The organism is Duganella sp. 3397 (assembly GCF_031456625.1).
In the GTDB taxonomy this organism is placed as follows: domain Bacteria; phylum Pseudomonadota; class Gammaproteobacteria; order Burkholderiales; family Burkholderiaceae_D; genus Rugamonas; species Rugamonas phyllosphaerae.
The window spans coordinates 1,039,518-1,064,105 of sequence record NZ_JAVDVB010000001.1 but is presented as its reverse complement, the minus strand read 5'-3'; the positions used below and the strand labels follow the sequence as shown (position 1 = coordinate 1,064,105).

The 24,588-nt window shown below is 62.9% G+C and carries 25 protein-coding genes and 1 tRNA gene; 13 read left to right on the top strand and 13 right to left on the bottom strand.

All coding sequences use genetic code 11. The features are described from left to right. Nucleotides 1-10: 10 nt before the first annotated feature. Nucleotides 11-796 carry an enoyl-CoA hydratase gene (locus J2X54_RS04615; RefSeq protein ID WP_070248545.1) on the bottom strand — a complete coding sequence of 262 codons (786 nt, stop codon included), beginning with the start codon at nt 794-796 and terminating at the stop codon, nt 11-13. A 147-nt stretch (nt 797-943) separates the two neighbouring features. Here J2X54_RS04615 and J2X54_RS04610 point away from each other — a divergent pair, with 147 nt between their 5' ends. Then, nucleotides 944-1,381 carry a universal stress protein gene (locus J2X54_RS04610; RefSeq protein ID WP_310178346.1) on the top strand — a complete coding sequence of 146 codons (438 nt, stop codon included), beginning with the start codon at nt 944-946 and terminating at the stop codon, nt 1,379-1,381. Here the strand turns inward: J2X54_RS04610 and J2X54_RS04605 are convergent, their stop codons facing one another. Both J2X54_RS04605 and apaG read right to left on the bottom strand, forming a co-directional pair. Further along, on the bottom strand, nt 1,382-2,545 hold the full coding sequence (locus J2X54_RS04605) for a murein transglycosylase A (protein ID WP_141749527.1): 1,164 nt from the start codon (nt 2,543-2,545) through the stop codon (nt 1,382-1,384). Nucleotides 2,546-2,712: 167 nt separating this feature from the next. Beyond that, entirely contained in the window at nt 2,713-3,087 is a 375-nt protein-coding gene (gene apaG, locus J2X54_RS04600) for a Co2+/Mg2+ efflux protein ApaG (RefSeq protein ID WP_070248540.1), read from the bottom strand. Nucleotides 3,088-3,265: 178 nt separating this feature from the next. Between apaG and rpe the strand changes: the two genes are divergently transcribed. The 6 genes from rpe to trpC all read left to right on the top strand — a co-directional run bounded on the left by rpe (nt 3,266) and on the right by trpC (nt 8,978). After that, nucleotides 3,266-3,937 (top strand): ribulose-phosphate 3-epimerase, encoded by a 672-nt coding sequence (gene rpe / locus J2X54_RS04595; RefSeq protein WP_070248538.1) that lies wholly within the window; start codon nt 3,266-3,268, stop codon nt 3,935-3,937. 1 nt (nt 3,938) lies between these two features. Further along, nucleotides 3,939-4,652: a phosphoglycolate phosphatase gene (locus J2X54_RS04590; protein ID WP_310178338.1), complete on the top strand. Its 714-nt coding sequence runs from the start codon at nt 3,939-3,941 to the stop codon at nt 4,650-4,652. Nucleotides 4,653-4,863: 211 nt separating this feature from the next. Then, the gene (gene trpE / locus J2X54_RS04585; RefSeq protein WP_310178335.1) at nt 4,864-6,366 is read left to right on the top strand and encodes an anthranilate synthase component I; all 1,503 of its coding nucleotides are present in this window, start codon (nt 4,864-4,866) and stop codon (nt 6,364-6,366) included. Nucleotide 6,367: 1 nt separating this feature from the next. Beyond that, nucleotides 6,368-6,931, top strand: coding sequence for an aminodeoxychorismate/anthranilate synthase component II (locus tag J2X54_RS04580; RefSeq protein ID WP_070248535.1), 564 nt, complete (start codon nt 6,368-6,370; stop codon nt 6,929-6,931). A gap of 100 nt (nt 6,932-7,031) precedes the next feature. After that, nucleotides 7,032-8,075 (top strand): anthranilate phosphoribosyltransferase, encoded by a 1,044-nt coding sequence (gene trpD / locus J2X54_RS04575; protein ID WP_310178332.1) that lies wholly within the window; start codon nt 7,032-7,034, stop codon nt 8,073-8,075. 102 nt (nt 8,076-8,177) lie between these two features. Further along, nucleotides 8,178-8,978 (top strand): indole-3-glycerol phosphate synthase TrpC, encoded by an 801-nt coding sequence (trpC, locus tag J2X54_RS04570; protein ID WP_310178330.1) that lies wholly within the window; start codon nt 8,178-8,180, stop codon nt 8,976-8,978. A gap of 16 nt (nt 8,979-8,994) precedes the next feature. On the opposite strand, the gene J2X54_RS04565 is transcribed toward trpC, so the two are convergent. From J2X54_RS04565 to J2X54_RS04525, 9 genes are all read right to left on the bottom strand, one after another. Next, nucleotides 8,995-9,312 carry a DUF3325 domain-containing protein gene (locus tag J2X54_RS04565; RefSeq protein WP_310178328.1) on the bottom strand — a complete coding sequence of 106 codons (318 nt, stop codon included), beginning with the start codon at nt 9,310-9,312 and terminating at the stop codon, nt 8,995-8,997. Next, complete coding sequence (locus tag J2X54_RS04560; protein ID WP_310178327.1) at nt 9,305-10,984, bottom strand: PepSY-associated TM helix domain-containing protein; 1,680 nt, start codon at nt 10,982-10,984, stop codon at nt 9,305-9,307. Before J2X54_RS04560 ends, J2X54_RS04565 begins: the two co-directional genes overlap by 8 nt. A gap of 43 nt (nt 10,985-11,027) precedes the next feature. Then, the gene (locus J2X54_RS04555; RefSeq protein WP_070248527.1) at nt 11,028-11,324 is read right to left on the bottom strand and encodes an iron uptake protein; all 297 of its coding nucleotides are present in this window, start codon (nt 11,322-11,324) and stop codon (nt 11,028-11,030) included. A 277-nt stretch (nt 11,325-11,601) separates the two neighbouring features. Continuing rightward, nucleotides 11,602-13,419 (bottom strand): PDZ domain-containing protein, encoded by a 1,818-nt coding sequence (locus J2X54_RS04550; RefSeq protein ID WP_310178326.1) that lies wholly within the window; start codon nt 13,417-13,419, stop codon nt 11,602-11,604. A 14-nt stretch (nt 13,420-13,433) separates the two neighbouring features. Beyond that, nucleotides 13,434-14,003: a nucleotidyltransferase family protein gene (locus J2X54_RS04545; protein ID WP_310178325.1), complete on the bottom strand. Its 570-nt coding sequence runs from the start codon at nt 14,001-14,003 to the stop codon at nt 13,434-13,436. A 6-nt stretch (nt 14,004-14,009) separates the two neighbouring features. Beyond that, nucleotides 14,010-16,250, bottom strand: coding sequence for a xanthine dehydrogenase family protein molybdopterin-binding subunit (locus tag J2X54_RS04540; RefSeq protein WP_310178321.1), 2,241 nt, complete (start codon nt 16,248-16,250; stop codon nt 14,010-14,012). Between the two features lie 9 nt (nt 16,251-16,259). Next, complete coding sequence (locus J2X54_RS04535) at nt 16,260-16,718, bottom strand: 2Fe-2S iron-sulfur cluster-binding protein (protein ID WP_310178320.1); 459 nt, start codon at nt 16,716-16,718, stop codon at nt 16,260-16,262. Between the two features lie 46 nt (nt 16,719-16,764). Then, the gene (locus J2X54_RS04530) at nt 16,765-17,499 is read right to left on the bottom strand and encodes a DsbC family protein (RefSeq protein ID WP_070248517.1); all 735 of its coding nucleotides are present in this window, start codon (nt 17,497-17,499) and stop codon (nt 16,765-16,767) included. A 25-nt stretch (nt 17,500-17,524) separates the two neighbouring features. Beyond that, nucleotides 17,525-18,745 carry an FAD-dependent monooxygenase gene (locus tag J2X54_RS04525; protein ID WP_310178316.1) on the bottom strand — a complete coding sequence of 407 codons (1,221 nt, stop codon included), beginning with the start codon at nt 18,743-18,745 and terminating at the stop codon, nt 17,525-17,527. A 77-nt stretch (nt 18,746-18,822) separates the two neighbouring features. On the opposite strand from J2X54_RS04525, the gene J2X54_RS04520 reads away from it, so the two are divergent. After that, nucleotides 18,823-18,898: transfer RNA gene (locus tag J2X54_RS04520), tRNA-Phe, on the top strand. Nucleotides 18,899-19,076: 178 nt separating this feature from the next. Then, nucleotides 19,077-20,267 carry a phage integrase central domain-containing protein gene (locus J2X54_RS04515; protein WP_310178314.1) on the top strand — a complete coding sequence of 397 codons (1,191 nt, stop codon included), beginning with the start codon at nt 19,077-19,079 and terminating at the stop codon, nt 20,265-20,267. A 469-nt stretch (nt 20,268-20,736) separates the two neighbouring features. Here J2X54_RS04515 and J2X54_RS04510 read toward each other — a convergent pair whose 3' ends face one another. Next, nucleotides 20,737-21,309: a histidine phosphatase family protein gene (locus J2X54_RS04510; RefSeq protein ID WP_310178312.1), complete on the bottom strand. Its 573-nt coding sequence runs from the start codon at nt 21,307-21,309 to the stop codon at nt 20,737-20,739. 207 nt (nt 21,310-21,516) lie between these two features. On the opposite strand from J2X54_RS04510, the gene J2X54_RS04505 reads away from it, so the two are divergent. From J2X54_RS04505 to J2X54_RS04490, 4 genes are all read left to right on the top strand, one after another. Beyond that, nucleotides 21,517-22,569, top strand: coding sequence for a Stealth CR1 domain-containing protein (locus J2X54_RS04505; protein ID WP_310178310.1), 1,053 nt, complete (start codon nt 21,517-21,519; stop codon nt 22,567-22,569). Between the two features lie 32 nt (nt 22,570-22,601). After that, on the top strand, nt 22,602-23,297 hold the full coding sequence (locus J2X54_RS04500) for an SDR family NAD(P)-dependent oxidoreductase (protein ID WP_310178409.1): 696 nt from the start codon (nt 22,602-22,604) through the stop codon (nt 23,295-23,297). A 97-nt stretch (nt 23,298-23,394) separates the two neighbouring features. Further along, a complete protein-coding gene (locus J2X54_RS04495; RefSeq protein WP_070248514.1) occupies nt 23,395-23,724 on the top strand; it encodes a hypothetical protein in 330 nt (109 codons plus the stop codon). 94 nt (nt 23,725-23,818) lie between these two features. Further along, nucleotides 23,819-24,586 carry a ParA family protein gene (locus J2X54_RS04490; RefSeq protein WP_310178306.1) on the top strand — a complete coding sequence of 256 codons (768 nt, stop codon included), beginning with the start codon at nt 23,819-23,821 and terminating at the stop codon, nt 24,584-24,586. The last annotated feature ends 2 nt before the right edge of the window (nt 24,587-24,588 follow it).

The following is a 24,588-nucleotide window of genomic DNA, read 5'->3' as shown; positions in this document are numbered from 1 at the left end:
GGAAGGCCGGTCACAGTCCGTCGAAGTTGGCGGGACGCTTGGCCAGGAAGGCCTGCATGCCCTCTTTTTGCGCTGGCGTGCCGAACGCGGCCTGGAACAGGCGGCGCTCGTAGGCCACGCCATCGGTCAGCGGAGTCTCGAAAGCGCGGTTGACGGCGTCCTTGACCATCATCGCCACCGAGGTGGGCATGGTGGCGATCTGTGCGGCGATCGCCAGCACTTCCTCGATCAGTTTTTCGGCCGGCACCACGCGCGAGACCAGGCCGATACGCTCGGCCTCGGCGGCGTCGATGGTGCGCGCGGTGAGCAGCATGTCCATGGCCTTGGCCTTGCCGATGGCGCGCGGCAGGCGCTGGGTGGCGCCGGCGCCGGGCGGCACACCGATCTTGATTTCGGGCTGGCCGAACTTGGCGGTGTCGGCGGCGACGATAAAGTCGCACATCATGGCCAGCTCGCAACCGCCGCCCAAAGCAAAGCCTGCCACGGCGCCGATGACCGGCTTGCGCACCTTGAGGATGTGCTCCCAGTTGCGGCTGATGTAGTTGTCGCGGTAGGTGTCGGCATACGTGTAGTCGACCATGGCGGCAATGTCGGCGCCGGCGGCAAATGCCTTTTCGCTGCCGGTTAAGACGATGCAGCCGATGGCCGGATCGGCATCGAAGCTGCGCAAGGCGTCGCCAAGTTCGTCCATCATGTTGTCATTGAGGGCGTTCAGGGCCTTGGGACGGTTCAGGCGGATCAGCGCGGTCTTGCCGTGTACTTCGACGATCAGGTCTGCATACGGTGCTTGTTGCATGATGTTCCTCCACGGTGGCATAGGTATGGCGTCGATTGTAGCGTCTATCCCGGGCCGGGGCATGATCGTGGTCGTTGTAGTAGCGTGCGACAGGAATCGCGCCAAGACATTAGGCTCACTCCCATCAACCGCCAACTGGAGTGCACCATGTTCAAATCGATTCTTTTCCCTACCGATGGTTCCGAGCTGTCGGAAAAAGCCACGGCCACCGCCGTGCAGTTCGCCATGTTGCACCAGGCCCGCATGGTCGGCATCACGGTCGTGCAACCGGTCGCCATGACCCCGATCAGCGACACCGGCGTGGTCGTGGACGTGGGCGACTTCTCGGTGCAGATGCAGGAAGCCGCACGCGAGCACATCGACAAGCTGGCCGCCGCCGCCAATATCGCCGGCGTGCCGTTCGAAGGCATCATCTCGACGTCCACCGTGCCGTTCGAGGAAATCATCGAAGCGTCGAAACGCTTCAACTGCGACCTGATCATCATGGCCACCCACGGCCACACGGGGCTGGACAAATTCCTGCTGGGCAGCCAGACCGACAAGGTGTTGTCAAACACCACCTTGCCGGTCCTCGTGCTCCGCTGATTATTTAGGCAGCAGCACCCACACATTGCCGCGCTGCTTCATGCGGCCGGCATTTTCTGCCGCCTCGGTACCGAAGCCGAAGAAGTAATCGACACGGATCGCACCACGAATGGCGCCGCCCGTATCCTGCGCCATGACCAGCCGCTGCATCGGAATGTCGGTGTTGGGCTGCGTGGTGCTCAAGAAAATCGGCGCGCCCAGCGGCAGCTGGGTGGGATCGATCGCTACCGAGCGCTGCGGCGTGAGCGGCAAGCCCATTGCGCCTTTCGGGCCGATCTTCGGATCGGGCAAGCGCTCTTCCTTGAAGAACACATAGCTCGGATTGGCGTTGAACAGTTCCTGCATGCGGGTGGGATGGCCGGCAATCCAGGCCTTGATGCCTTGCGCCGACGCCTGGTCCAGCCGCAGTTCGCCCTTTTCCACCAGGTACTTGCCGATCGACTTGTACGGATGGCCGTTCTGGTCGGCGTACGCCACGCGCACGGTTTCCTGGGTATCGGTCAGCTGCACCCGGCCCGAGCCCTGCACTTCCAGGAAGAATGCTTCCACCGGATCATCGACCCACAGCAATTCCTTGCCCTTGATCTCGCCGGTATCGATCTCGGCGCGGGTAGGATATGGCACCAGCTTCTTGCCCACCAGCTTGCCACGCAGGCGCATCCCCTTCAAGTCGGGATAGACGCTGGCGAGGTCCACGGTGATCATGTCGTCCGGCACCTTGTACAGCGGCGTCTGGTACGGTCCACCCTTCTTGCGGGCGCCGCGCAGCAGCGGCTCGTAATAGCCGGTAACCAGGCCGTCGGTGGCGCCATCGGGCGCGACCACCTGGTTCGGCACCATGAATGCCTCGAAGAAGGTGCGGATGGCCTTGTCGTCGTTGCCGTTTACGGTGCGGGCGATGTTGCACGATTCTTTCCAGTTGGCCTGCTTGGCCAGCGAGGTGCACGAGGCCATGAAGGCGGGCCAGGCGGCGCGGACGTCGTCGCGGTCCCAGCCAGGCAAGGCCGAGAAGGTGCTCGGTACCAGTTGCAGCTTGGCTGGCGGCGTGGCCGGGGTGGTTGGCGTGGTGGCGGGCGGCACGACCGGCGGCTTCACGGTCGGCGCCGGCTTGGCGGACTGGTCGGATGGAATGGGAGTCGTGGTACAAGCGGCCAGCGCAAGCATGGCAACACTCGCCGGAACGAGTAGACTACGGCGGGAAAAGTTCATGGAGAATCGCTATGTGGATATTGTTGTTGGAAGTGTGCGTGGCGCTGGGCCTGCTGGTGTTCCTGGTCTGGTGGACGATGTTCCACGGCCGGACCAGGAATAAACGCAAGGACAAACGTTAATCAGTGCAAGGTACGCGGCAGCGACAGCACGAATTCGGGAATCTTGGCCTCGAACTGGTGGCCGTCTTCGGCCACGCAGAAGTATTCGCCGACCATCGAACCCTGCGGTGTTTGCAGCGCCGAGCCGCTGGTGTATTCGAACTGTTCGCCCGGTTGCAGCAGCGGCTGGTGGCCGACCACCCCCAGGCCGCGCACTTCCTCGATATGGTTGTTGGCATCGGTAATAACCCAGTGGCGCGAAATGAGCTGCGCCGCCACCGTGCCGGTGTTCTTGATGGTGATGGAATAGGTGAACACGAAACTCGTGCGCTCCGGGTCCGACTGCTCAGGCAGGTACTGGGTTCTGACTGATACAGTGAATTCGTAAGTGGCCATCAAACTTCCCTTAATATTGTCTTTGAATGCAAGTCCTTCATTGCACCGCAAATCGGCAAGGTACGCAAGGACGACTTGGGAGAAATGCGCCCGATCTGCTCTCTAATTAGGCAGACCGGCCACGACCAGCGTAAAATGACGCATCTTTTTTACGCCAGGCCCATGAAGGCCCCCTGCCATGACCCAATACCGCATCGCACCGAGCATCCTGTCCGCCGATTTCGCCCGCCTGGGCGAGGAAGTGCGCAATGTCGTCGCCGCTGGCGCCGACATCATTCACTTTGACGTGATGGACAACCATTATGTTCCCAATCTGACCATCGGCCCGCTGGTGTGCGAAGCGATCCGTCCGCACGTGCAAGTACCGATCGACGTGCACCTGATGGTCAAGCCGGTGGACCGCATCATCCCCGACTTTGCCAAGGCTGGCGCCAACATCATTACCTTCCACCCGGAAGCGTCCGATCACGTCGATCGTTCGCTGCAACTGATCCGCGACCACGGCTGCAAGGCCGGCCTGGTGTTCAACCCGGCCACGCCGCTGAGCTACCTCGAGCACGTGATGGACAAGATCGACATCATCCTGATCATGTCGGTCAACCCGGGCTTTGGTGGCCAGTCGTTCATTCCCCACGCGCTGAAAAAAATCGCCGACGCGCGCCGCCTGATCGATGAATCAGGCCGCGACATCATGCTCGAAGTCGATGGCGGCATCAAGATCGACAACATCGCTGCCGCTGCCGCTGCCGGCGCCGACACTTTTGTCGCCGGCTCGGCCATCTTCGGCAAGCCAGACTACAAGGCCGTGATCGACGCCATGCGCGCCAACCTGGCCAAGGTCGGAGCCTGATATGACCATGGTGACCGTATTGGCCGGCGTACGCGCAGCAATCATCGACCTCGATGGCACCATGCTCGACACCATCCCCGACTTCCACGTGGCCTTGAGCGGCATGCTGGCGGAACTGGAACTGCCACCGGTGGCGCGCGAGCAGATCGCCGTCATGGTGGGCAAGGGATCGGAAAACCTGATCCGCGCCGTGCTGGCACTGCAGTTAAAAGAAGACCCGTATTCGCCGCCGGTGGAAGCGCGCTTCAACGTGGCCATGGAAGCGTACCAGCGCCACTACCTGGCGATTAACGGTCAGCACAGCGCGCTGTACCCGGACGTGCTCGAAGGATTACAAGCGATGCAGGCCGACGGCCTGCGCCTGGCCTGCGTGACCAACAAGCCGATCGCCTTCACCACCCCGCTGTTGAAGCTCAAGGGTCTCGATGGTTTCTTCGAGGTGGTGTACGGCGGCGACTCGCTGGCGCGCAAGAAACCGGACCCGCTGCCGTTGCTGACCGTGTGCGCCGACTTCGGCCTGCAACCGGCGCAGGTGGTGGCGATTGGCGACTCGTCCAACGACGCGCAAGCGGCCCGGGCTGCGGGTTGCCCGGTGTTGACGGTACCGTACGGTTACAACCACGGTGAATCTGTACAGAATATTGATTCCGATGGTATAGTTATCTCGCTGCTGGACGCGGCGCGCCTGATACGTTCGCAAACTACACCAACTTAGCAGAACAAAGACCGAAATGTCTCTCACCAAAAAACTCACCGTCAACCAACCAGGCTCGATTGAGGCCTGGCTTTGGCGACGCTGGCAATCCTGGCAAGACTAACCTCTGAGCCGTATTGCTGCCGTCCGCACCGCTGGTGCACGGCAGGTTTTTTGAACAGCGCCGCCCTCTCCTCACACCAGTGACCGCGCGGCGCCATGGAGAGCACACATGACCGAACTCGAATTCAAATCGTTGGCCAACGAAGGCTACAACCGCATCCCGCTGATCGCCGAAGCCTTTGCCGATCTCGAAACCCCGCTCACGCTGTACCTGAAACTGGCGCAGTCCCAGAACACCGGCAAGAATACCTTCCTGCTCGAGTCGGTGGTGGGCGGCGAGCGTTTCGGCCGCTTCTCGTTCATCGGCCTGCCGGCCAACACCGTTTTGCGCACGTTTGGCAACCGCACCGAGATCGTCAAGAATGGCGCTGTCATCGAAACCCATGACGGCAACCCGCTCGACTTCATCGAAACCTACCAGAAGCGTTTTAAAGTAGCTGTACGTCCCGGCATGCCGCGCTTTTGCGGTGGCCTGGCCGGCTACTTCGGCTACGACACCGTGCGCCACATCGAAAAAACCCTGGCCAACTCGCCCAACCAGCCAAAAGATGACCTGGGCCTGCCCGACATCCAGCTGATGGTGACCGAGGAACTGGCGGTGATCGACAACCTGTCCGGCAAGCTCTACCTGATCGTGTATGCGGACACCACCCAGCCCGAATCGTTCAGCAAAGCGCGCCAGCGTTTAAAGGACCTGCGCATGATGCTGCGCCGGGGCGTGGAAGCACCGGTCACCAGCGCCTCGGTCCGCACCGAGATCACGCGCGACTTCGCCAAGGAAGATTATCTGAAGGCGGTCGCCCGCGCCCACGAATACGTGATGGCCGGCGATTTGATGCAGGTGCAGATCGGCCAGCGCCTGCGCAAGCCTTACGTCGATTCGCCGCTGTCGCTGTACCGCGCGCTGCGTTCGCTGAACCCGTCGCCGTATATGTACTTCTACAATTTCGGCGACATGCAGATCGTCGGCGCGTCGCCCGAAATTTTGGTGCGCAACGAGACCCTGGCGGACGGCGAAAAAAAGGTCACGCTGCGCCCGATCGCCGGCACCCGCCCGCGCGGCGCCACGCCCGAGCGCGACGCCGAACTGGCCACCGAACTGCTGGCCGATCCGAAAGAAATCGCCGAACACGTGATGCTGATCGACCTGGCGCGCAATGACCTGGGCCGCATCTCCGAGACCGGCACCGTCAAGGTCACCGACCGCCTGGTCATCGAAAAATACTCGCACGTGCAGCACATCGTCTCCAACGTCGAGGGCAAGCTGAAAAGCGGCCTGTCGAACCTGGACGTACTGCGCGCCACCTTCCCGGCCGGCACGCTCACCGGCGCGCCGAAAGTGCGGGCCATGGAAGTGATCGACGAGCTCGAAATTTCCAAGCGCGGCATCTACGGCGGCGCCTGCGGCTACCTGTCGTTCGGCGGCGAAATGGACGTGGCGATTGCGATTCGCACCGGCGTGATCAAGGACGGCATGTTGTACGTGCAGGCTGCCGCCGGCATCGTCGCCGACTCGATCGCAGAAATGGAATGGCAGGAAACCGAAGCGAAGGCGCGCGCCGTGCTGCGCGCTGCCGAACAAGTACAAGATGGCCTGGATGGGGAGTTCTGACATGCTGCTGATGATCGACAACTACGACTCCTTCACCTACAACATCGTCCAGTACTTCGGCGAACTGGGCGAAGACGTGCGCGTATACCGCAACGACGAAATCACGCTCGAAGAAATCGAAGCGCTCAATCCCGACCGCATCTGCATCTCGCCCGGTCCGAAAGACCCGGCGCAGGCCGGCATTTCGATCGCCGTGCTCAAACACTTCGCCGGCAAGAAGCCGATCCTGGGTGTCTGCCTGGGCCACCAGGCCATCGGTGAAGCGTTCGGCGGCAAGGTGATCCGCGCCAAGCAGGTCATGCATGGCAAAACCTCTCTTATCGCGCATACCGGCGTGGGTGTCTTCAAGGACTTGCCCTCGCCGTTTACGGTGATCCGCTATCACTCCCTGGCCATCGAGCGCAGCTCCTTGCCAGCCTGCCTCGAAGTGACGGCATGGACGGATGACGGCGAAATCATGGGCGTGCGGCACAAGGATTACGACATCGAGGGTGTGCAGTTCCACCCCGAGTCGATCCTGTCCGAACACGGCCACGCCTTGCTGAAGAACTTCCTGGTTCGTTAAGCAAACCCGCACCCCAACCCGGGGTCGGACCCTTCCGGGTCCGACCCCATGCTGCGCGGGGTGCGGGGTCCGCACTCAAAAAATTAAAGAAGGTATTGCCATGGCCATCACCCATCAAGAAGCACTGCTGCGCTGTATCGAACACCGCGAGATTTTCCACGACGAGATGCTGCACCTGTTCCGCCAGATCATGTCCGGCGAAATGTCGCCCACCATGGTCGCGGCATTGACCATGGGCCTGCGCGTGAAAAAAGAGACCATCGGCGAGATCGCCGCTGCTGCGCAAGTGATGCGCGAATTTTCCACCAAGGTGCCCATGGCCGACACCACCGGCCTGCTCGACATCGTCGGCACCGGCGGCGACGGCGCCCACACCTTCAATATCTCCACCACCGCCATGTTCGTGGCGGCGGCGGCTGGCGCCCGCGTGGCCAAGCACGGCGGTCGCAGCGTGTCGTCGTCGTCGGGCAGCGCGGACGTGATCGAGGCGCTGGGCGCCAACATCAACCTCAAGCCGGAACAGATCGCCCAATCGATCGCGCAAACCGGCATCGGCTTCATGTTCGCACCGAACCACCACGCGGCCATGCGCCACGTGGCGCCGGTACGCAAGGAGCTCGGCGTGCGCTCGATCTTCAATATCCTGGGCCCGCTGACCAACCCGGCCGGCGCACCGAACATCCTGATGGGCGTATTTCACGCGGATTTGGTCGGGATCCAGGTGCGGGTACTGCAACGCCTGGGTGCGCAGCACGCCATCGTGGTCTATGGCCGCGACAATATGGACGAAGTATCGCTGGGCGCCGGCACCATGATCGGTGAACTGGTCAACGGTGAAATCCGCGAATACGAAATCCACCCGGAAGACTTCGGCCTGCCGATGATCGCCAGCCGCAACCTGAAAGTGGGCGACGCCGCCGAATCGAAAGCGAAGATGATGGAAGCGCTGCGCGGTGAACCGGGTCCGGCTTTCGACATCGTGGCGCTCAATGCCGGCACCGCGTTGTATGCTGCCGGGGTGGCCGATTCGATAGACAACGGCTTGCAACGCGCGCGCGCGGCGATTACCTCCGGCGACGCCTTGAAAAAAGTTGAACAATTTGTGCAGGTTACACAGAACCTTGGTGCCGGTAACAGGGAATAAACGCAGACCAGGCAGCGTTATCAACAACGCCGCCGCGCGCCGATCCGTCATCCTCGCGAACGCGGGGATCCATAAAACGCCCGAATAAGTGAACCGCAAACCATGTCCGACATCCTCAATAAAATCCTGGCTGTCAAAGCCGACGAAGTAGCCGCCGCAAAAAAACACCGCAGCTTTGCCAGCCTGCGCGCTGACGTCGAATCGCACACCGAGCTGCGCGCCCAGCTGCGCGGCTTCGAAGCGGGCCTGCGCGCCAAGATCGACGCCGGCAAACCCGGCGTGATCTCCGAGATCAAGAAAGCGTCACCGTCGAAAGGCGTAATCCGCGCCGACTTCCACCCGGCCGATATCGCCAAAACCTACGAAGCCCATGGCGCGGCGTGCCTGTCGGTGCTGACCGATGAACAGTTTTTCCAGGGGTCGGCCGCGTACCTGGAGCAGGCGCGCGCCGCGTGCGCGCTGCCGGCGCTGCGCAAGGACTTCATGATCGACATCTACCAGATCTACCAGGCACGCGCGATGGGAGCCGATGCGATCCTGTTGATCGTCTCGGCGCTGGACCACGGCCTGATGGCGGAAATGGAAGCGGTTGCCCACGAACTGGGCATGGGCGTGCTGGTGGAAACCCACGACGGCGACGAACTGACTGCCGCGCTGCGCCTGAAAACCCGGCTGCTGGGGATTAATAACCGCAACCTGCGCACGTTCGAAGTCTCGCTGGACAATACTCTGGGGCTGCTGGACCGCATCCCGGAGGACAAGCTGGTGATCACCGAATCGGGCATCATGGTGCCGGCCGACGTGGAACGCATGCGCGCGGCAAACGTGCACGCGTTCCTGGTCGGCGAAGCCTTCATGCGCGCGGAAGATCCGGGCGCAGAGTTGGCGCGCCTGTTTAAATAAGCTTTAGCCCGAAAATTTAAGCCTTAGTCCAGAACACCAGGGGGGCCAGCGCGCTGGCTTTCCAGGTGAGCGTAAACGCCACGATCACCGCCGCCCCCGCCACGCTCATCACCCACACCAGCGACGCCATCGACGCCGAGTCGACCATCAGGCACAGCACCAGGGAAGTGAGCAGCGCCACCGCGCCCAGCAAGCGCAGCGACCTGACCGTGGCCGGTGGACAGGCCGCTTTGCCGCGCACCTGTTCCCAGTGGTTTTCCATCGACAGGGCCAGCCAGCCCATGCCCATCACGGTGACGACCAGCGCCACCAACGACATCAATGCATCAGGCATGACCTGCCTCCATCACCGGGGTGTTGACTGTCATCGTGCTCTCGGCGCGCAGTTGCAGCTTGCGCGCGGCCATCGCGGCCAGCACCGCGCCGGTCAGCATGAACAGGTCAACGCCGGCCACCGGCCAGTAACCGTTACCGATGGTGCGCAGCAGGTGGTCGCCGGTGGTGATCCAGTTCAGCACCGGCGCAGCCACGCCGAGCACCGCGATGGCCAGGCATTGCTCGCGCCAGGCCGGGGCAATGTGGCCCTCGGCCACCGGCGCGGTGCGCCAGAACGCATGCGCCATCGCCACCACCCAGGTAGCCCAGAAGCAGTATTGTTCCATGTCGCCGCGCAGCGGCCAGCCTGACGGCATCACGTCAGGCAGCAGGCGGTTGGCAATCAACATGCCCAGCGCGGCGATCATCATGCCGGTGAGCGTGGTCACGCCCAGCGCATCGACAATGCGGGCGCCACTGCTGCCCTGTTTGGCGTGCTGGCGCTTGCGCTTTTCGACAAAGAACAGGAAACCGGTGGCGATACAGGCGCAGCCGAGCAGCCCGCCCAGCACATACAGCCAGCGCAACAGCCAATGGCGGAAGTGCTGCAAGTGCAGGCCGGTGAGGAATTCGTTGATGCGGCCGACAGCGGTGGGCGGTGGATCTTCCCGCATCACGACGCCGGTGGATGCCTTGAAGTGGATGCCCTCGCCCGTCAGCGCAATGCGGTCGGTACCGGCGCGATAGACGCTGACATAACCGTTGGCGTCGCCCACGTGCTGCATGAACAGCAAGCCGACATCGCCAGCCATGCCTTTTTCGGCCCAGCGGCGCTGCGCTTCCTTGACCATGGCGTCGACCGAGGCCATCTTGGCCGGGATGCCGGCCGGGTCGTGCGGCAGGCCGGTTTCCAGCGCCTCGTGTTTTTCGTGCTGGTCGTGCAAGGCTTCGAGCTGGGTGTGGCCGATCGGGAAGTAGATGCCGGCAAAAATCACCAGGCCGGTAAAGGCGAAGAAGAAGTGAAACGGCAGCGCGACCACGCCGGTCAGGTTGTGCAGATCGAGCATGCTGCGCTGGGTGGTCTTTTTAGGCCGAAAGGTAAACAGCTCGCGGAAAATCTTGCGGTGCATGACCACGCCGGTGACCAGGGCCACCAGCATCATCAGCGCGGCAAAGCCGACGATCCAGTAGCCGACACCTTTCCAGTTCAACGTGAGGCTGTAATGCAGCGGGTAGAAAAAGCCGCTGCCGACCTTGAGGCGGTCGTCGGGCAAGGCGGCGCCGGTGCGCGGATCGACCGTGCGCTGGGCGTAAATCAGGGTTTCCGGATCTTTGGCGTTCGGCACCTCGTAGCCGGCGTACAAGGTCAGCACCGGATCGCGGTGGGTGGTGTAGGCGGACCAGCTGCGAACCTTGTCGAAATGTTCAGGCAGCGGCCCGTTGACCAGCGGCTCGGTGAACGCGCGCGCTTCGGGCAGCGGCTGCATGTCCTGGAAAATCGGGCGCATCAACTTGTCGAACGACGGCATCGGTTGCGGCTCGAAGCGCGAAGCGGGAATCGCCCAGCGGTCGATCTCGCGGTCGAACACCGACAGCGAACCGAAGAAAAATACCACCACCAGGACAAAGCCCAGGGCCAGTCCGAACCAGGTGTGTACCCAGGCCATCGACTGTCTGAAATTCTGCAGCATTGGAAAAACTCCGTAAGTGTCGGTTGCTCAGTTGCTCGGCTATTTAGACGACCAGGCTCTGGATGCCGGTGGCCGCTGCCGCCAGGATCACGGCGCCAGCGACCAGCACCAGCCACACGCGATTGATGTTGCGGGCAGCAAAAGCGGCCAGGAAGATGATCAAAAACACCAGGAAGCCGATGATGGCGGACAGGTGTTCGGCATCATGAAATTCCATGTCGGCGGCCACCATGGCGGCCATGCCGAACGCGACCAGCCCCCAGGTAAAGGCATAGCCGCCGAGGACGGCAGCCAGCGTTCGCGAGACGATGTCGCGGCGGGAAATCGATGCAGTGGCCATGATGAGCGCAATTTAGCGAATGAGAATTATTCGCATGATAGCAGCATTGTGCGCGGCTTGGTGAGCAGGTTTCTGCCAAAAGTGGCAGCGGATGGGGCCGATAACGGAGTTTTGTGCCGGATGATGGCGTAAATATGCCGAAATTTGGCATGAGAAGAGCGTAACCCGGCCATCAGGATTTGCGATACGCAGACGTGACCACGTAGGGTCGGACCCCATACGGGGTCCGACCCTGGTTGGCGTTGCGGGTCTGGTTGGCTTTGCGGGTAAAAAAAGCCTAGCGCGCAGCGCTCGGACGCAGGGGCCCGGCCGATTTTTTCGCCACCGGATCGAGCGACAAGGTAATGCCGGGCACCCGGTCACCCTGCAGGATCGCGCTAAAAGTCATCAACTCGTCGCGCCGGAACGCATGGATTTCCACCGTGCTGCCCACCGCGTAGCGCGACAGCAAACTGTCCAGGTTGGCCGCAGTAACACGCAAGCCATCGACCGCCACCAGCACGTCGCCGGCCGACAAACCGGCCAGGTGCGCCGCGCCGTTTTCGTGCACGGCAGATAACTTGCAGTCACTGCCGTCGCGGCCCAGGTTGGCGTCCAGGCTGGGCTTGGACGACTTGCGGTCGTCCACATACTTGACGCCGAACGGCGCCAGCAGCTTGGCCAGCGGCACGTCCTCGGTGCCGCGGATGTACTTGTCGAAGAACGGTTTGAAGCGCCCACCGCTGATCTCGTCAAACAGCGCTTCCACCTCGGCCGGGGTCACGCCACGGCCAGCGCCCTGGTAGAAGTCGCGGCCATACCGCTCCCACAAGGCGCGCATCACGTCGTCGAGCGACTTCTTGCCGCCGGTCTTGGCGCGGATGCTGAGGTCGAGCGCCAGCGCGATCAGCGAGCCCTTGGTGTAGTAGCTGATGATGGCGTTCGGTGCGTTTTCGTCCTGGCGGTAGTACTTGCCCCAGGCGTCGAAGCTCGATTCGGCCACGCTTTGCTTGGTACGGCCGCTGCCGCGCAACACGCTGCCGATGGTCTTGCCCAGCAATTTGAAGTACGTCGGCTCCGCAATCAGGCCGGAACGGACCAGCATCAAGTCGTCGTAGTAACTGGTAAAGCCCTCGAACAGCCACAGCAGCGGTGAGTAATTTTCCACTTGCAGGTTGTACGGCGCAAACGCGGCCGGCTTGATGCGCTTGACGTTCCAGGTGTGGAAATACTCGTGGCTGCACAGGCCCAGGTATTGCAGGTAGCCGTCGCCGATATCTTTCGTGGTGGCCGCAGTCGTCGGCAAATCGCCACGATTGCAAATCAGCGCGGTCGAGGCCCGGTGTTCCAGCCCGCCGTAGCCGTCACCCACCGCCATGGTCATGAACACGTAGCGGTCCATCGGCGCTTTTTTCGACTTCGGCTCGAAGAAGGTGATTTGCGTCTCGCAAATGCGTTTCAGATCCGTGCACAGGCGCGCGAGGTCGAGGTTCGGCACACGGCCGGTGACCACCACGTCGTGCGCAATGCCGTGCGCCTTGAAGGTGGCCAGCGCAAAGTCGCCCTGCTCCACCGGATGGTCGATCAATTCGTCGTAATTCGAGGCGATGTAGGTGCCGTAGCCATAGCGTTTGGCTTTGAGTTCCGGCAGTGCGGTGGCCACGCGCCAGGTTTTGGCAGCTTCGTCAGCGGGACGCTGGATGTCCACCACGTGCGGCATTTCTTCCTGGCCCAGTACGCGCAGGAACACGCTGGTGCCGTTGAAGAAGGCGTGGTTCTGGTCCAGGTGGGCGGCGCGCACCGACAGGTCCCAGGCATAGACTTCGTAATGCAGCGTAAGCGAGGCCGCGTGGTTTTTCAGCGGCGCTGCCTGCCACGAGTGTTTATCGAGCTTGGTCAATTCGACCGGCTGGCCGTCCGACTCGGCGCGGATGCGCACGATATTGCGCGAGAATTCGCGGATCATGTAGCTGCCCGGGATCCAGGCCGGCAGTGCAAACACCTGCCCCACTTCGGACGGCGCCGCCACGGTCACGGTCACGTGGAACAAATGGGCCGCCAGGTCATGGCCCACGATGGTGTAGACGATGGCCGGGGTTTTAGTCGTTTTCTTCATCTGAGTCCTGGTAATTACTCTGTCAAATCGGCAGGCGTATCGATATCGCGCACCACGCCGTCGTCGTCCACCACCACCTCGCGCACGGGATGGCTGTTGACGATGGCGCGTGCGCCCTGGTCGCCGTCCAGCGCCAGCAACAAGGGTAAATGATAACCGCTGAACGCGACCGGGTTGCCACGTCTGCCTTTATAGACAGGCGCGGCGATGTTGGCGCCTTTGTTGATCGCTGCGGCCAGCGACCGCATGGTGGCCGGCTGCACCCACGGCATGTCGCCCAGGGCTATCAGCCAGCCCTCGGCGCCGCGCGTGTACTCGATGGCGGTAGCCAGCGATTCGCCCATGCCCAGGTCGGCATTTTCGGACACGCGCACTTCGCAGCCCAAACGGCCCAGCAGCGCGGCCACGCGGTCGTCGCCGGGCCGCACCACGGCCAGCACGCGCGGCAGTGCGGCCAGCATGTTGCGCGCGCTCCTAGCCACGACCGGCTCGCCATCGACCAGTTGCAGCAGCTTGTTTTGCACACCGGACGGGTCGAACCGCTTGCCCCGTCCGGCCGCCAGCAAGATACCGGTCAGCGCCATGGCGCCTTAGGCGGAAGCCAGATCGAACGGCAGCTTGCGCAGGCGCTTGCCGGTAATCTTGAACACCGCGTTGGCAAATGCCGGCGCCAGCGGCGGCAGGCCAGGTTCGCCCATGCCGGTGGGCGGATCGTTCGACGGCACGATGTGGACGTCGATGGCTGGCATGTCGGTCATGCGCGCCACCGAGTAGTCGCTGAAGTTCTGCTGCTCGACCACGCCGTCCTTGAGCGTAATGGCCGCGCCGGGAATCGTCATGCCCAGGCCCATCAACGCTGCGCCCTGCACTTGCGCTTCGATGGTGAGCGGGTTGACGGCGGTATTGCAATGCACGCCAGCCGTGACCTTGTGCAGCTTGGGCACGCCGTCCTTGACCGACGCCACCACCACGTATGCCACCACGGTGTTGAACGATTCGTGCACGGCCACGCCCCACGCCTGCCCTTTCGGCAGCGCTTTTTTACCGTAGCCCGACTTGGCCACGGCCAGGTCCAGCGCGGCGACGTGGCGTTTGCCTTTCTCGCCCATGATCTTCTTGCGGTACGCCACCGGGTCCATCATGGCCGCGTGCGCGGCTTCGTCGATCAGCGTTTCCATCACGTAGGCAGTGTGGGTGGAACCCACCGAGCGCCACCACAGCACCGGCACATTGGCCTTGACGATATGGGCGCTCAGGTTGAGCGGCACGTCGTACGGTTCGGCCATGCCTTCGACCATGGTGGAGTCGACGCCTTCCTTGATCATCATCGGCTCGAACATGGTGCCGGCAGCAATCGACTGGCCCACGATCACGTGGTCCCAGGCGACGATATTGCCTTGGGCATCGAGGCCGATGTCGGCGCGGTGCACGTGCGACGGGCGGTAGTAGCCGCCCTTGATGTCGTCCTCGCGGCTCCACACCACCTTGACCGGATCGGTCTTGCCGGCCGCGCGCCATACCTTGGCGACGTTGATCGCTTCGACCAGGTAGTCGGACGACGGCACGCCACGGCGACCGAAGCCACCGCCGGCCATCATGGTGTTCAGCACCACCTGTTCAGGCTTCAAACCGGCGGTGGCGGCAATCGCGCCCTGGTCCACGGTCTGAAACTGGGTGCCGGCCCACACGGTGCAGCCGTCCGCGCGCAGGTCCACCACGCAATTGAGCGGCTCCATCGGCGCGTGCGCCAGGTACGGGAATTCGTAGACGGCGTTGATTTTGTTCGGCGCGCCAGCGAGCTTGGAGGTATCGGCCTTGCGCGCAGAGGCGCCCGGCTTTTGCGCCAGCGCCTTGAAGTCTTTCAGCTGCTGTGCGCTGCTGACCTTTTCTACTGCACTGGTATCCCAGGCGATGACCAGTGCGTCGCGGCCCATCTTGGCCGGCCAGTAGCCGTCGGCCACCACCACCACGCCGCTGCCGCCACGGTCGGTTTTCACTTCCAGCACTTCCAATACGCCCTTGATCGCACGGGCTTTGCTGGCATCGAGCTTGCCGACCTTGGCGCCGAACACCGGCGGACGGGCGACTAATGCCACCTTGCTGTCGGGCGCCTTGAAGTCCATGCCGAACTGCTGCTTGCCGGTGGATTTGAGCTTGGCGTCCAGCCGCTTGACAGGCTTACCGATGATCTTGAAGTCTTTCGGATCCTTGAGCGTGACGGTGGCGGGCACCGGCTGCTTCATGGCCGCATCGGCCATGGCGCCGAAGGTGGCGCTCTGGCCGGCAGGGCCGGTCAGCACGCCGTGGGCCGCTTTCACCTGGGCGGGCGTCACTTTCCACTGTTCGGCAGCGGCAGCAACGAGCATCGCGCGCGCCTTGGCGCCGATTTCACGGTACTGCGTGTACGAGTGGGCGATACTGCCCGAGCCGCCGGTGATCTGGATGCCGAAGGCCGGGTCTTTATATTGGTCGCCGGCCGGCGCCAGCGCGCCATGCACCTTCGACCAGTCGGCGTCGAGCTCCTCGGCGATCAGCATCGGCATCGAGGTCTGCACGCCCTGGCCGAATTCCAGGCGATTGACCTGCACCGTGACCGTATTGTCGGGCGCGATGTGCAGGAACGCGTTCGGCTCGTACACCTTGGCCGGCGGCTGCTGGGCGTTGGCGAAACGGCCGGCGCCGGGCATGAAGAAGCCCAGCACCAGTCCACCGCCGGCAGCGGCGCCGGTTTTCATGAAGCCGCGGCGCGATACGCCCGCCGGCGTGGCGGTAGCTGCCTGTGATACCAGCGCAGCGTCCACGTTATCCTTGTTGATCCATTCAATGCGCATACGTCCCCCTTAAGCGATGGTGCTGGCGGCGTCTTTGATGGCGGCGCGGATGCGTTGATAGGTACCGCAGCGGCAGATATTGCCGCTCATGGCGTTGTCGATATCGGCGTCGCTCGGCTTTTTGTTGGTGCGCAGCAGCGCGGTGGCGCTCATGATTTGCCCGCTCTGGCAGTAGCCGCATTGCGGCACGTCGAGTTTGACCCACGCATCCTGCACCGCCTTGCCGATCTTGTCGGACTCCATCGCCTCGATGGTGGTGATCTTCTGGCCCACGGCAGCCGAAATCGGCATCACGCACGAGCGCACCGGCTCGCCGGCCAGGTGCACGGTGCAGGCGCCGCACAGGGCCGCGCCGCAACCGAACTTGGTGCCGGTCATATTCAGGTTGTCACGCAGCGCCCACAGGATGGGCGTCGACGGATCGGCATCGACTTGTACGTCCTTGCCGTTGATGTTCAAAGTGATCATGTAAATCTCCTGGAGGACGACCTGCTGGTTTTGGACTGGCGGACTGCTATTTTAATTTTGCGAACTTTGCTTCGAGCGTCTTGGTATCTACCGCGCCTGGTAGACGCGAACCATCGGTGAAGATGATGGTCGGGGTGCCGGTCACGCCGATCTTGCGGCCCAGCGCGACGATTTCCTGGTTGGGCGTCTTGCACGATGCCGGCGCGGCCGGTGGCTGCTTGCCGGTCAACATCCAGTCGTCCCAGGCCTTGTTGCGGTCGGGCGCGCACCATACGCCGGCCGACTTGGTAAACGAGTCTTCGCGCAGGATGTTGTACAGGAAGGTGTACACGGTGACGTTGTCGATCTCGGTGAGCGTAGTCTTGCGGAACTGCTTGCAGTAGCCGCAGTTCGGATCTTCGAACACCGCGATCACGCGCGAGCCGTCGCCCTTGACGGTCTTGAGCGCCTTGTCGAGCGGCAGATCGGAGAACTTCACGCGGGTCATTTCATCGATGCGCTCGCGCGTGAGATCGACGCCGGTGGTGAGGTTGAAGACATGGCCGTTGAACACATAGGTGCCGGTTTTATCCGTGTACAGGATGTCGCTGCCCATGCGGATTTCATACAGGCCACCGTACGGCGTGGCCTTGATCGAATCGACCTTGACGCCTTCGCCCAGGCGCGGCTCGACGATCTTGCGCAGCTCTTCTTCCGACGGCGCTTTTTGCGCATCCTGCGCATTGCCGCACGACGCCATCAATACCGACAGCAGGACCAACGCCAACTTACTCTTTCTCATAACTTCTCCGATAAACATGACAGACTCACTTGCCCATGGCGTGCGAGATCAAACGGCGCTTGAGCACCGGTATTTTGTCGAGCAGATTCAAGCCCAGGTTGCGCACCGCGCGCAGCGGCTCGGCGTCGGCACCAAACAGGCGCGCCAGGCCGTCGGTGGTGACCTGCATCAGCAGCACGTCTTCCTTGCGCGCGCGCTCGTAGCGCGCCAGCACCCGCGCGTCGCCCACGCCGCGTTGCGGTTCGCGGGCGGCCAGCGTTTCGATCAGTTGCGCCACATCGCCAAAGCCCAGGTTCATGCCATGGCCTGCCATCGGGTGCACCACGTGGGCGGCGTCGCCCACCAGCGCCACGCGCGGCGACGTCATGGCGTGCGGGCGGATCAGGCGCAACGGAAAATCGCGCACCAGTTCCGGCTGCAATGGCGTCAGTGCGCCGAGTGTGTCGGCCGCATAAACGGTCAGGCGGTCGGCGATCTGCTGCGCCGCTTCGGCGCGCAGGGTATCGGCCAGCGCATCGGGCGCCGACCAGACGAGCGACACCTGGTTGCCCGCCAGCGGCAGCAGCGCGACGATACCCTGCTCGCCCGTGAACCACTGGTGCGCGGCGCCGTGGTGCGGCTTTTCGCAGGCAAAATTGGTCACCACGCCGCGCTGACCATAGGGGCGGTAATCGAGGCCGATATCGCACTGGCCACGCACCCACGACTCGGCGCCGTCGGCGCCGACCACCAGTTGCGCTTCGATGCTGCTGCCATCGGCCAGCGTGACGGTGGCAAGGTCGTCGCCGCGCTGCAGCGCCGCCGCACGGCCACCGACGATGGTGACGTTCTGGGCAAAGCGCAGCGCCGCGTCGAGCGCCTGGTTCAGGTTACGCTCTTCCAGTATCCAGGCCAGCGTATCGGTATGGGCGCCGTAGGCGTCGAAAGCCAGGCCGCCCGGCTTGGGACCGTCGCCGTGAATGATCATCGCATCGACGGGCGTGACGCGCGCGGCATCGAGCGCGCCCCACACCTTGAGCGACGACAGCAGCCGGTGCGCCGTGTGATTGAGGGCATACACGCGCGCATCCCAGCCTTCGGCTGGAGTAGTTACCGGCGCCGCCGGCGGCCCCAGCAGAATCACCTTGAGGCCGGCGTTCGCCAGCCCCAATGCCGTGGTCTTGGCAATCGCACCATTGCCGACGATACAAATCTCGACGCTTAAGGTAGAAGCGGCGGAGGTGGACGGGGACGTGGATTTATTCATCCGACCATTATAGCGTTTGTGCGGAATAGAAATTGACGCTTGCGCTTTTTCCGGAGCCTGCTATAATTCTGGTCCTTGGCCTGGTAGCTCAGTTGGTAGAGCAGAGGATTGAAAATCCTTGTGTCGGTGGTTCGATTCCGCCCCGGGCCACCAAGAACAACGCTCAGTTCGTCTTGAGCAGTCTAAAAAACCGCATTCTTCATAGGAGACTGCGGTTTTTTTACGTCCCATGCAATCCGCTACAGTCCGCCTACAGCCACGCACCTGGCAGGGCAACATCAAGCCAGAGTTGCCCTGCCGGGGTTAGAGTTGCCCCGAAAGGAGGCCTGCCATGGCTCTGACCGACCTCATCATTCGCACGGCCAAGCCTGCACAAAAACTTTACCGGCTGTACGACAGTGCCGGCCTCTATCTCGAGGTCGCGCCCAGTGGCGGCAAATGGTGGCGCTTCAAGTACCACTTCCACGGCAAGGAAAAGCGCTTGTCACTGGGCGTCTATCCCAAGGTTGGACTCAGGGAAGCGCGTCTCAGGCGTGGCGATGCCCTTGGCTTGCTCGCCCAGGGCATCGATCCCAGCGCCCAACGCCAGGCCGAAAAGAACCCGCTATGCCAGACCGGCGATCCGCACAGCTTCGAAACCGTGGCACGCGAGTGGTTTGCCAGGTTCTCGCCCACCTGGGCCGAGTCGCATGCCACCCGCATCATCCGTCGCCTCGAGCGCGATGTCTTTCCCTGGCTTGGTGCGCACCACCTGGCCAGGATCACGCCCGCCATGGTGCTCGAGGTGCTGCGCCGGATCGAGGAGCGCGGCGCCATCGAAACGGCCCACAGGGCGCGTGAAAACTGCAGCCAGGTGTTTCGCTATGCCGTGGCCACGCAACGCGCCCAGCGCGACCTCACCGCCGATCTGCGCGGTGCGATTCCGCCGGCCAAGGTGCGTCATTTCCCGGCCGTGATCGAACCGAAACAGGTGGCCGTACTGCTGCGCACTCTGCACGATTACGAGGGCAGCTTCGTCGTCAAATGCGCGATGCGGCTGGCGCCACTGGTGTTCGTGCGCCCGGGTGAGCTGCGCATGGCAAAATGGGAAGACATCGACCTGGCTGCGGGAGAGTGGCGCTTCACCGTGAGCAAGACCAGGACCGCCCACGTCGTGCCGCTGGCGCGCCAGGCCATCGCTATCCTCGCCGAGCTGCAACCGCTGACCGGCACCGGCCAGTATGTGTTTCCGTGCGCCCGCACCGCCCAGCGTCCGATGAGCGACAACGCCATCCTAGCGGCCATGCGGCGCATGGGCATCGACCGCGACACCATGACCGGCCACGGCTTCCGTGCCATGGCGCGCACCATCCTCGACGAGGTGCTTGGCGTGCGTGCCGACCTGATCGAACATCAGCTGGCGCACGCGGTACGCGATCCGCATGGTCGGGCGTATAACCGCACCGCCCATCTGCCGGAGCGCGTTGCGATGATGCAGCTGTGGGCCGATTACCTCGAACGGCTGCGCCTGGGCGATGCTTGATCACCCCGTTTGACGCCAGGGAGCGTGGTCCGCCACCTCTCCTGGCGTCAAACGGGTTGGGTGGCCCCGCAGGGCAAGACAGTTTAAGTGCAACGAAAACATGGCTTGCTTCTCACCGGCGACCCACCCTCCCCGGCCGCAAATCTTGTCTGCAGGACCGTCAACAGTACTTGCGTGCGCTTGAAAATCGATATGCGCACAGCTACGCTGGAACCTCTGTTCGAGGAGTAGAAACGTGAATCCAATCAACAAATATTGCACTGCGCGGGGCAACTGGAGGGGCAACTTTCTAGCCGACCCATGCGCAAGAGTTTCTGCAATGGCGGCCTGTATTCGAAAAATGGCGGTGTTTTTGGTTGCGCCCCGGGCCACCAAGAACAGTCTTAAACGAAACGCCGATCCCTGCAGATCGGCGTTTTTGTTTCCGGAACAGAAAGCCTCGCGCCCGGTCGATTTCCTTATCTGACATTCAGCTTTCCAGCTGCGCCGGAGAGACCGTCGCTTCGATGACCAGGCGCCCATCGGGCCTGCGCGCGGCGATGACAAACTCGCCCTGCTCCACGTATTGACCAACGAGCGCGCGGATGTTCACGTCGTGGGTCACCACCACCAAGTTGGCGGCATCCTTGTACCGCGCCAGATAACTGCGCAGCTGCGCGAGTTTTCGCGCGCGCGCCGCTTCGTCATCCTGGAACATCGAATCGATCATCGGACTGGCTTCGACCCGTCCGAACGCCAGCCGGGCAGTGTCCAGGCAGCGGCACCAGCGGCTCGACAGCACGGGTCCGACCGGCACCGCGTTCTTGCGCAAGGCCGCGCCGATCCTGACCGCATCGGCGCGGCCGACCTGCGACAGGTTGCGCTGGGTGGCGCACGCAGCTAGCCTGAATCCGGGCGGATCGCCAATGCCAGGCACCGTGGCGGCATGGCGCATCAGGATAACGTAGCCGCCGCGCTGGAGCAGCGGCCACGGCGATTGGGCGGCCTGGGCAACAGGCGCTGCGCATGCCGCCAGTGCGGCGAGAAAATGGCGTCGGTACATGGATGGGCCCATTGGCGGAAACGGTCGGACGGTCCGATTGTACCGCCATCGGCAGCGGTCGGCCGCTTACGCCCGGCCCGTTACGGCAACGATAGCGGGACAACCACCACCCCAGCAGCCACTTGTCCCGCAAAAATATATTCTTAAAGCACAGAGAATTGTCGAAAGTAACTACAATCGGGGGTTACCGATCGAGAAAGAATCCCCATGTTGACCCCAAGCGTGCCGTCTGCTCCGTTGGCGCCTTGCACTGCCGCGCATCACGCCAGGCTGCCCTGCCTGAGCCACGCAGGCACCCCGACGCCAGACGCCGACCGCATCGACGTCGTGTACCTGTGGGTGGACGGGGCCGATCCGCGCTGGCAGGCGAACCGGCGCGCAGCGCAGGCACGCAGCGGTGCTACGACCGGCGCGGCGCGCTTTGCCGATGTGTCGGGCCGCTACCGCGACAATGGCGAACTGCGGTACAACCTGCGCGCGTTGCAGCGCTTTTTCCCGGAACACGGGCACGTGTACATCGTCACCGATGGCCAGTGCCCGGCCTGGCTGCGGGCAGGACCGGGCGTCAGCGTCGTCGATCATCGCACCCTGATGCCGGCCGCCGCACTGCCGGTGTTCGACTCCGGCCATATCGAAAGCTATCTGCACCACCTGCCCGGCCTGTCCGAACGCTTTATCTATTTCAATGACGACGTGTTTCTTGGCGCGCCTTTCGATGCGGCATGGTGGTTTTCCGAGGCTGGCCTGGCGGTCTTCAAGGAAGCGGCACTGCTGCCCGATTACCCGGCGCCGCAGCCGCATGAAAGCGCGCTGGTGAATGCGTCGCTGCTGTCGCGCAGCTGGTTGTCCGCGCGTGATCCGCACTACCGCCACGTTCCCCGCATCTTCGCCCACTCGCCGCGGCCGATGCTGGTGAGCGCGATGCGCCAGCTCGAGCACGAAGCGCCGGAACTGTTCCATGCCGTGCGCAGCACCGTCTTCCGTTCGTGGGCGGTGCCGCCGCTGATTCCCGACCTGGTGCCGCGCTGGATGGTGCACCTCGGCCGCGCGATCGTGCGCGAATGCGCGTCGGCCTACCTGTCGAGCGGGGCGGCCGACGCCACCGAACAATTCGGCGAACTGCGCGCCAGCTTCGGCAAGCTCGACTTTTTTTGCATCAACGACACCAGCGACAACGCCGCACCCGACACACCGCAACTGCTGCTCATTGGCGATACACTGAAACAGCTGCTGCCCTGCCCTTCGCGATTTGAACACTGAACCAATTCAACATGCACCAGGAGCCCGCCATGATGGACAGTCTTCCCGACCAGTTTCACGCGCTGGTGATCGGCGCCTCCGGCACCATCGGCGCCGCCTTTGTCGCGTTGCTGCGCGCCTCACCGCGCTGCGCATCGGTGCACGGACTGCATCGCCACTCGTCGCCTAGCCTCGACTTTGCCGATGAAAACAGCGTGGCCGAGGCCGCGCGCCAGCTCGCGGCTGGCCCGCGCTTGCACCTGATCATCAACGCCGCCGGCTTGCTGCACACGCCAGCGTTCATGCCGGAAAAGCGCCTCGCCGACCTCAACACCGTGCAAATGCAGGCCACGTTCGAGGCCAACGTGTTCGGGCCGGCGCTGCTGTTGCGCCACTTCGCGCCATTGCTGGACAGCCAGCGTGCCGTCGTGGCCATGCTGTCTGCCAAGGTGGGCAGCATCGGCGACAACCGGCTCGGCGGCTGGTACAGCTATCGCGCCTCGAAGGCCGCGCTCAATATGATGGTCAAGACCGCTGCCATCGAAATCGCGCGCAGCCAGAAGAACAGCGTCCTGGTGGCGTTGCATCCGGGCACCGTCAACTCGCAGCTGTCGCGGCCCTTTCGCGGTGACGCCATCGGCCGCCCGGCGCACGACGCCGCCAGCGACATGCTGCGCGTGCTCGATGCGCTCACGCCGGCCGACAGCGGTTCGTTCCGGTCCTACAACGGGGATGAACTGCCGTGGTAGTGTCCGGTGCGCCGTCGAGTGCATGTCACAACGTGCGTCATCGAGCAGGGAGCTCTGTTAGGATTTTATCCAGCGATCTCTTTACTGGAGGATCATCATGGAACAATTTCTGCTCGTCTTCAGGGGCCCGCCCGCAGGTGCCTCGGACGCCACGCCGCATGATGGCAACCGCTGGCATGCCTGGTTTCAGCAACTGGGCGCCGCGCTGGTCGACCGTGGCAAGCTGTGTAGCGGCAGCGTCGAAATCAAGACGCGACTGACCGGTCCCAACATCTCTGCCGACACCCTGCACGGTTACTCCGTGATTGCCGCTGCCGACTTCAACGAAGCCGTCAGGCTGGCAACGGACTGCCCGGTATTCGATGAAGAAGGCTGGGTGGAGGTGGCCCATATCGAGGTACCGACGGGCGAGACCGACGTGCGTTGAGCGCGCCTGCTCAAGGCGATAAGTGATCTTTATATCGCTTGCCCACGCCAGTTCATCTAGAATGGTTGCATTTCCATCACTACACGGGCGTGCGATGAAACGGGTGATCTTCAATCAAAAAGGTGGCGTGGGCAAATCCACCATCGCGGTAAACCTGGCAGCCATCGCTGCCAGCCAGGGCAAGCGCACGCTGCTGATCGACATCGACCCGCAATGCAATTCCAGCCGCTACGTGCTGGGCGCGGCAGCGCACGACGCCACGCCGACACTAAAAGATTACTTCGAGCAGGTGCTCAGCTTCAGCCAGTTTGCCCAGCCGGCCGGGCACTACGTCCACCCCACGCCGTTCGACAACCTGTCCATCATCGTCGCCCACCCGGAGCTGGGCGACCTGCAATCGAAGCTCGAATCGCGCAACAAGATCTACAAGCTGCGCGACCTGCTGCGCGAACTGGGCAAGGAATACGACCAGATCTTTATCGATACGCCGCCCGCCTATAATTTCTTCAGCCAGGCTGCCTTGATTGGTGCGGACAGTTGCCTGATTCCGTTCGACTGCGACGATTTTTCGCGCCAGGCGCTCTACACCCTGATCAACAACATCAAGGAAATCAAGGCCGACCATAATGCCGACCTGGCCATCGAGGGCATCGTGGTCAACCAGTTCCAGCCGCGCGCCAGCTTGCCGCGCAGGATGGTCGAGCAACTGACCGAAGAAGGCTTGCCGGTGTTCGAGAACAAGCTGTCGAGCTCAATCCGTATTCGTGAATCGCACGAGCGCAACCTGCCGATGATTCATCTCGACCGGAATCACAAGCTGAGCCAGGAATACCTGGCGCTGTACGGCGAACTCGCGGTTTAGCG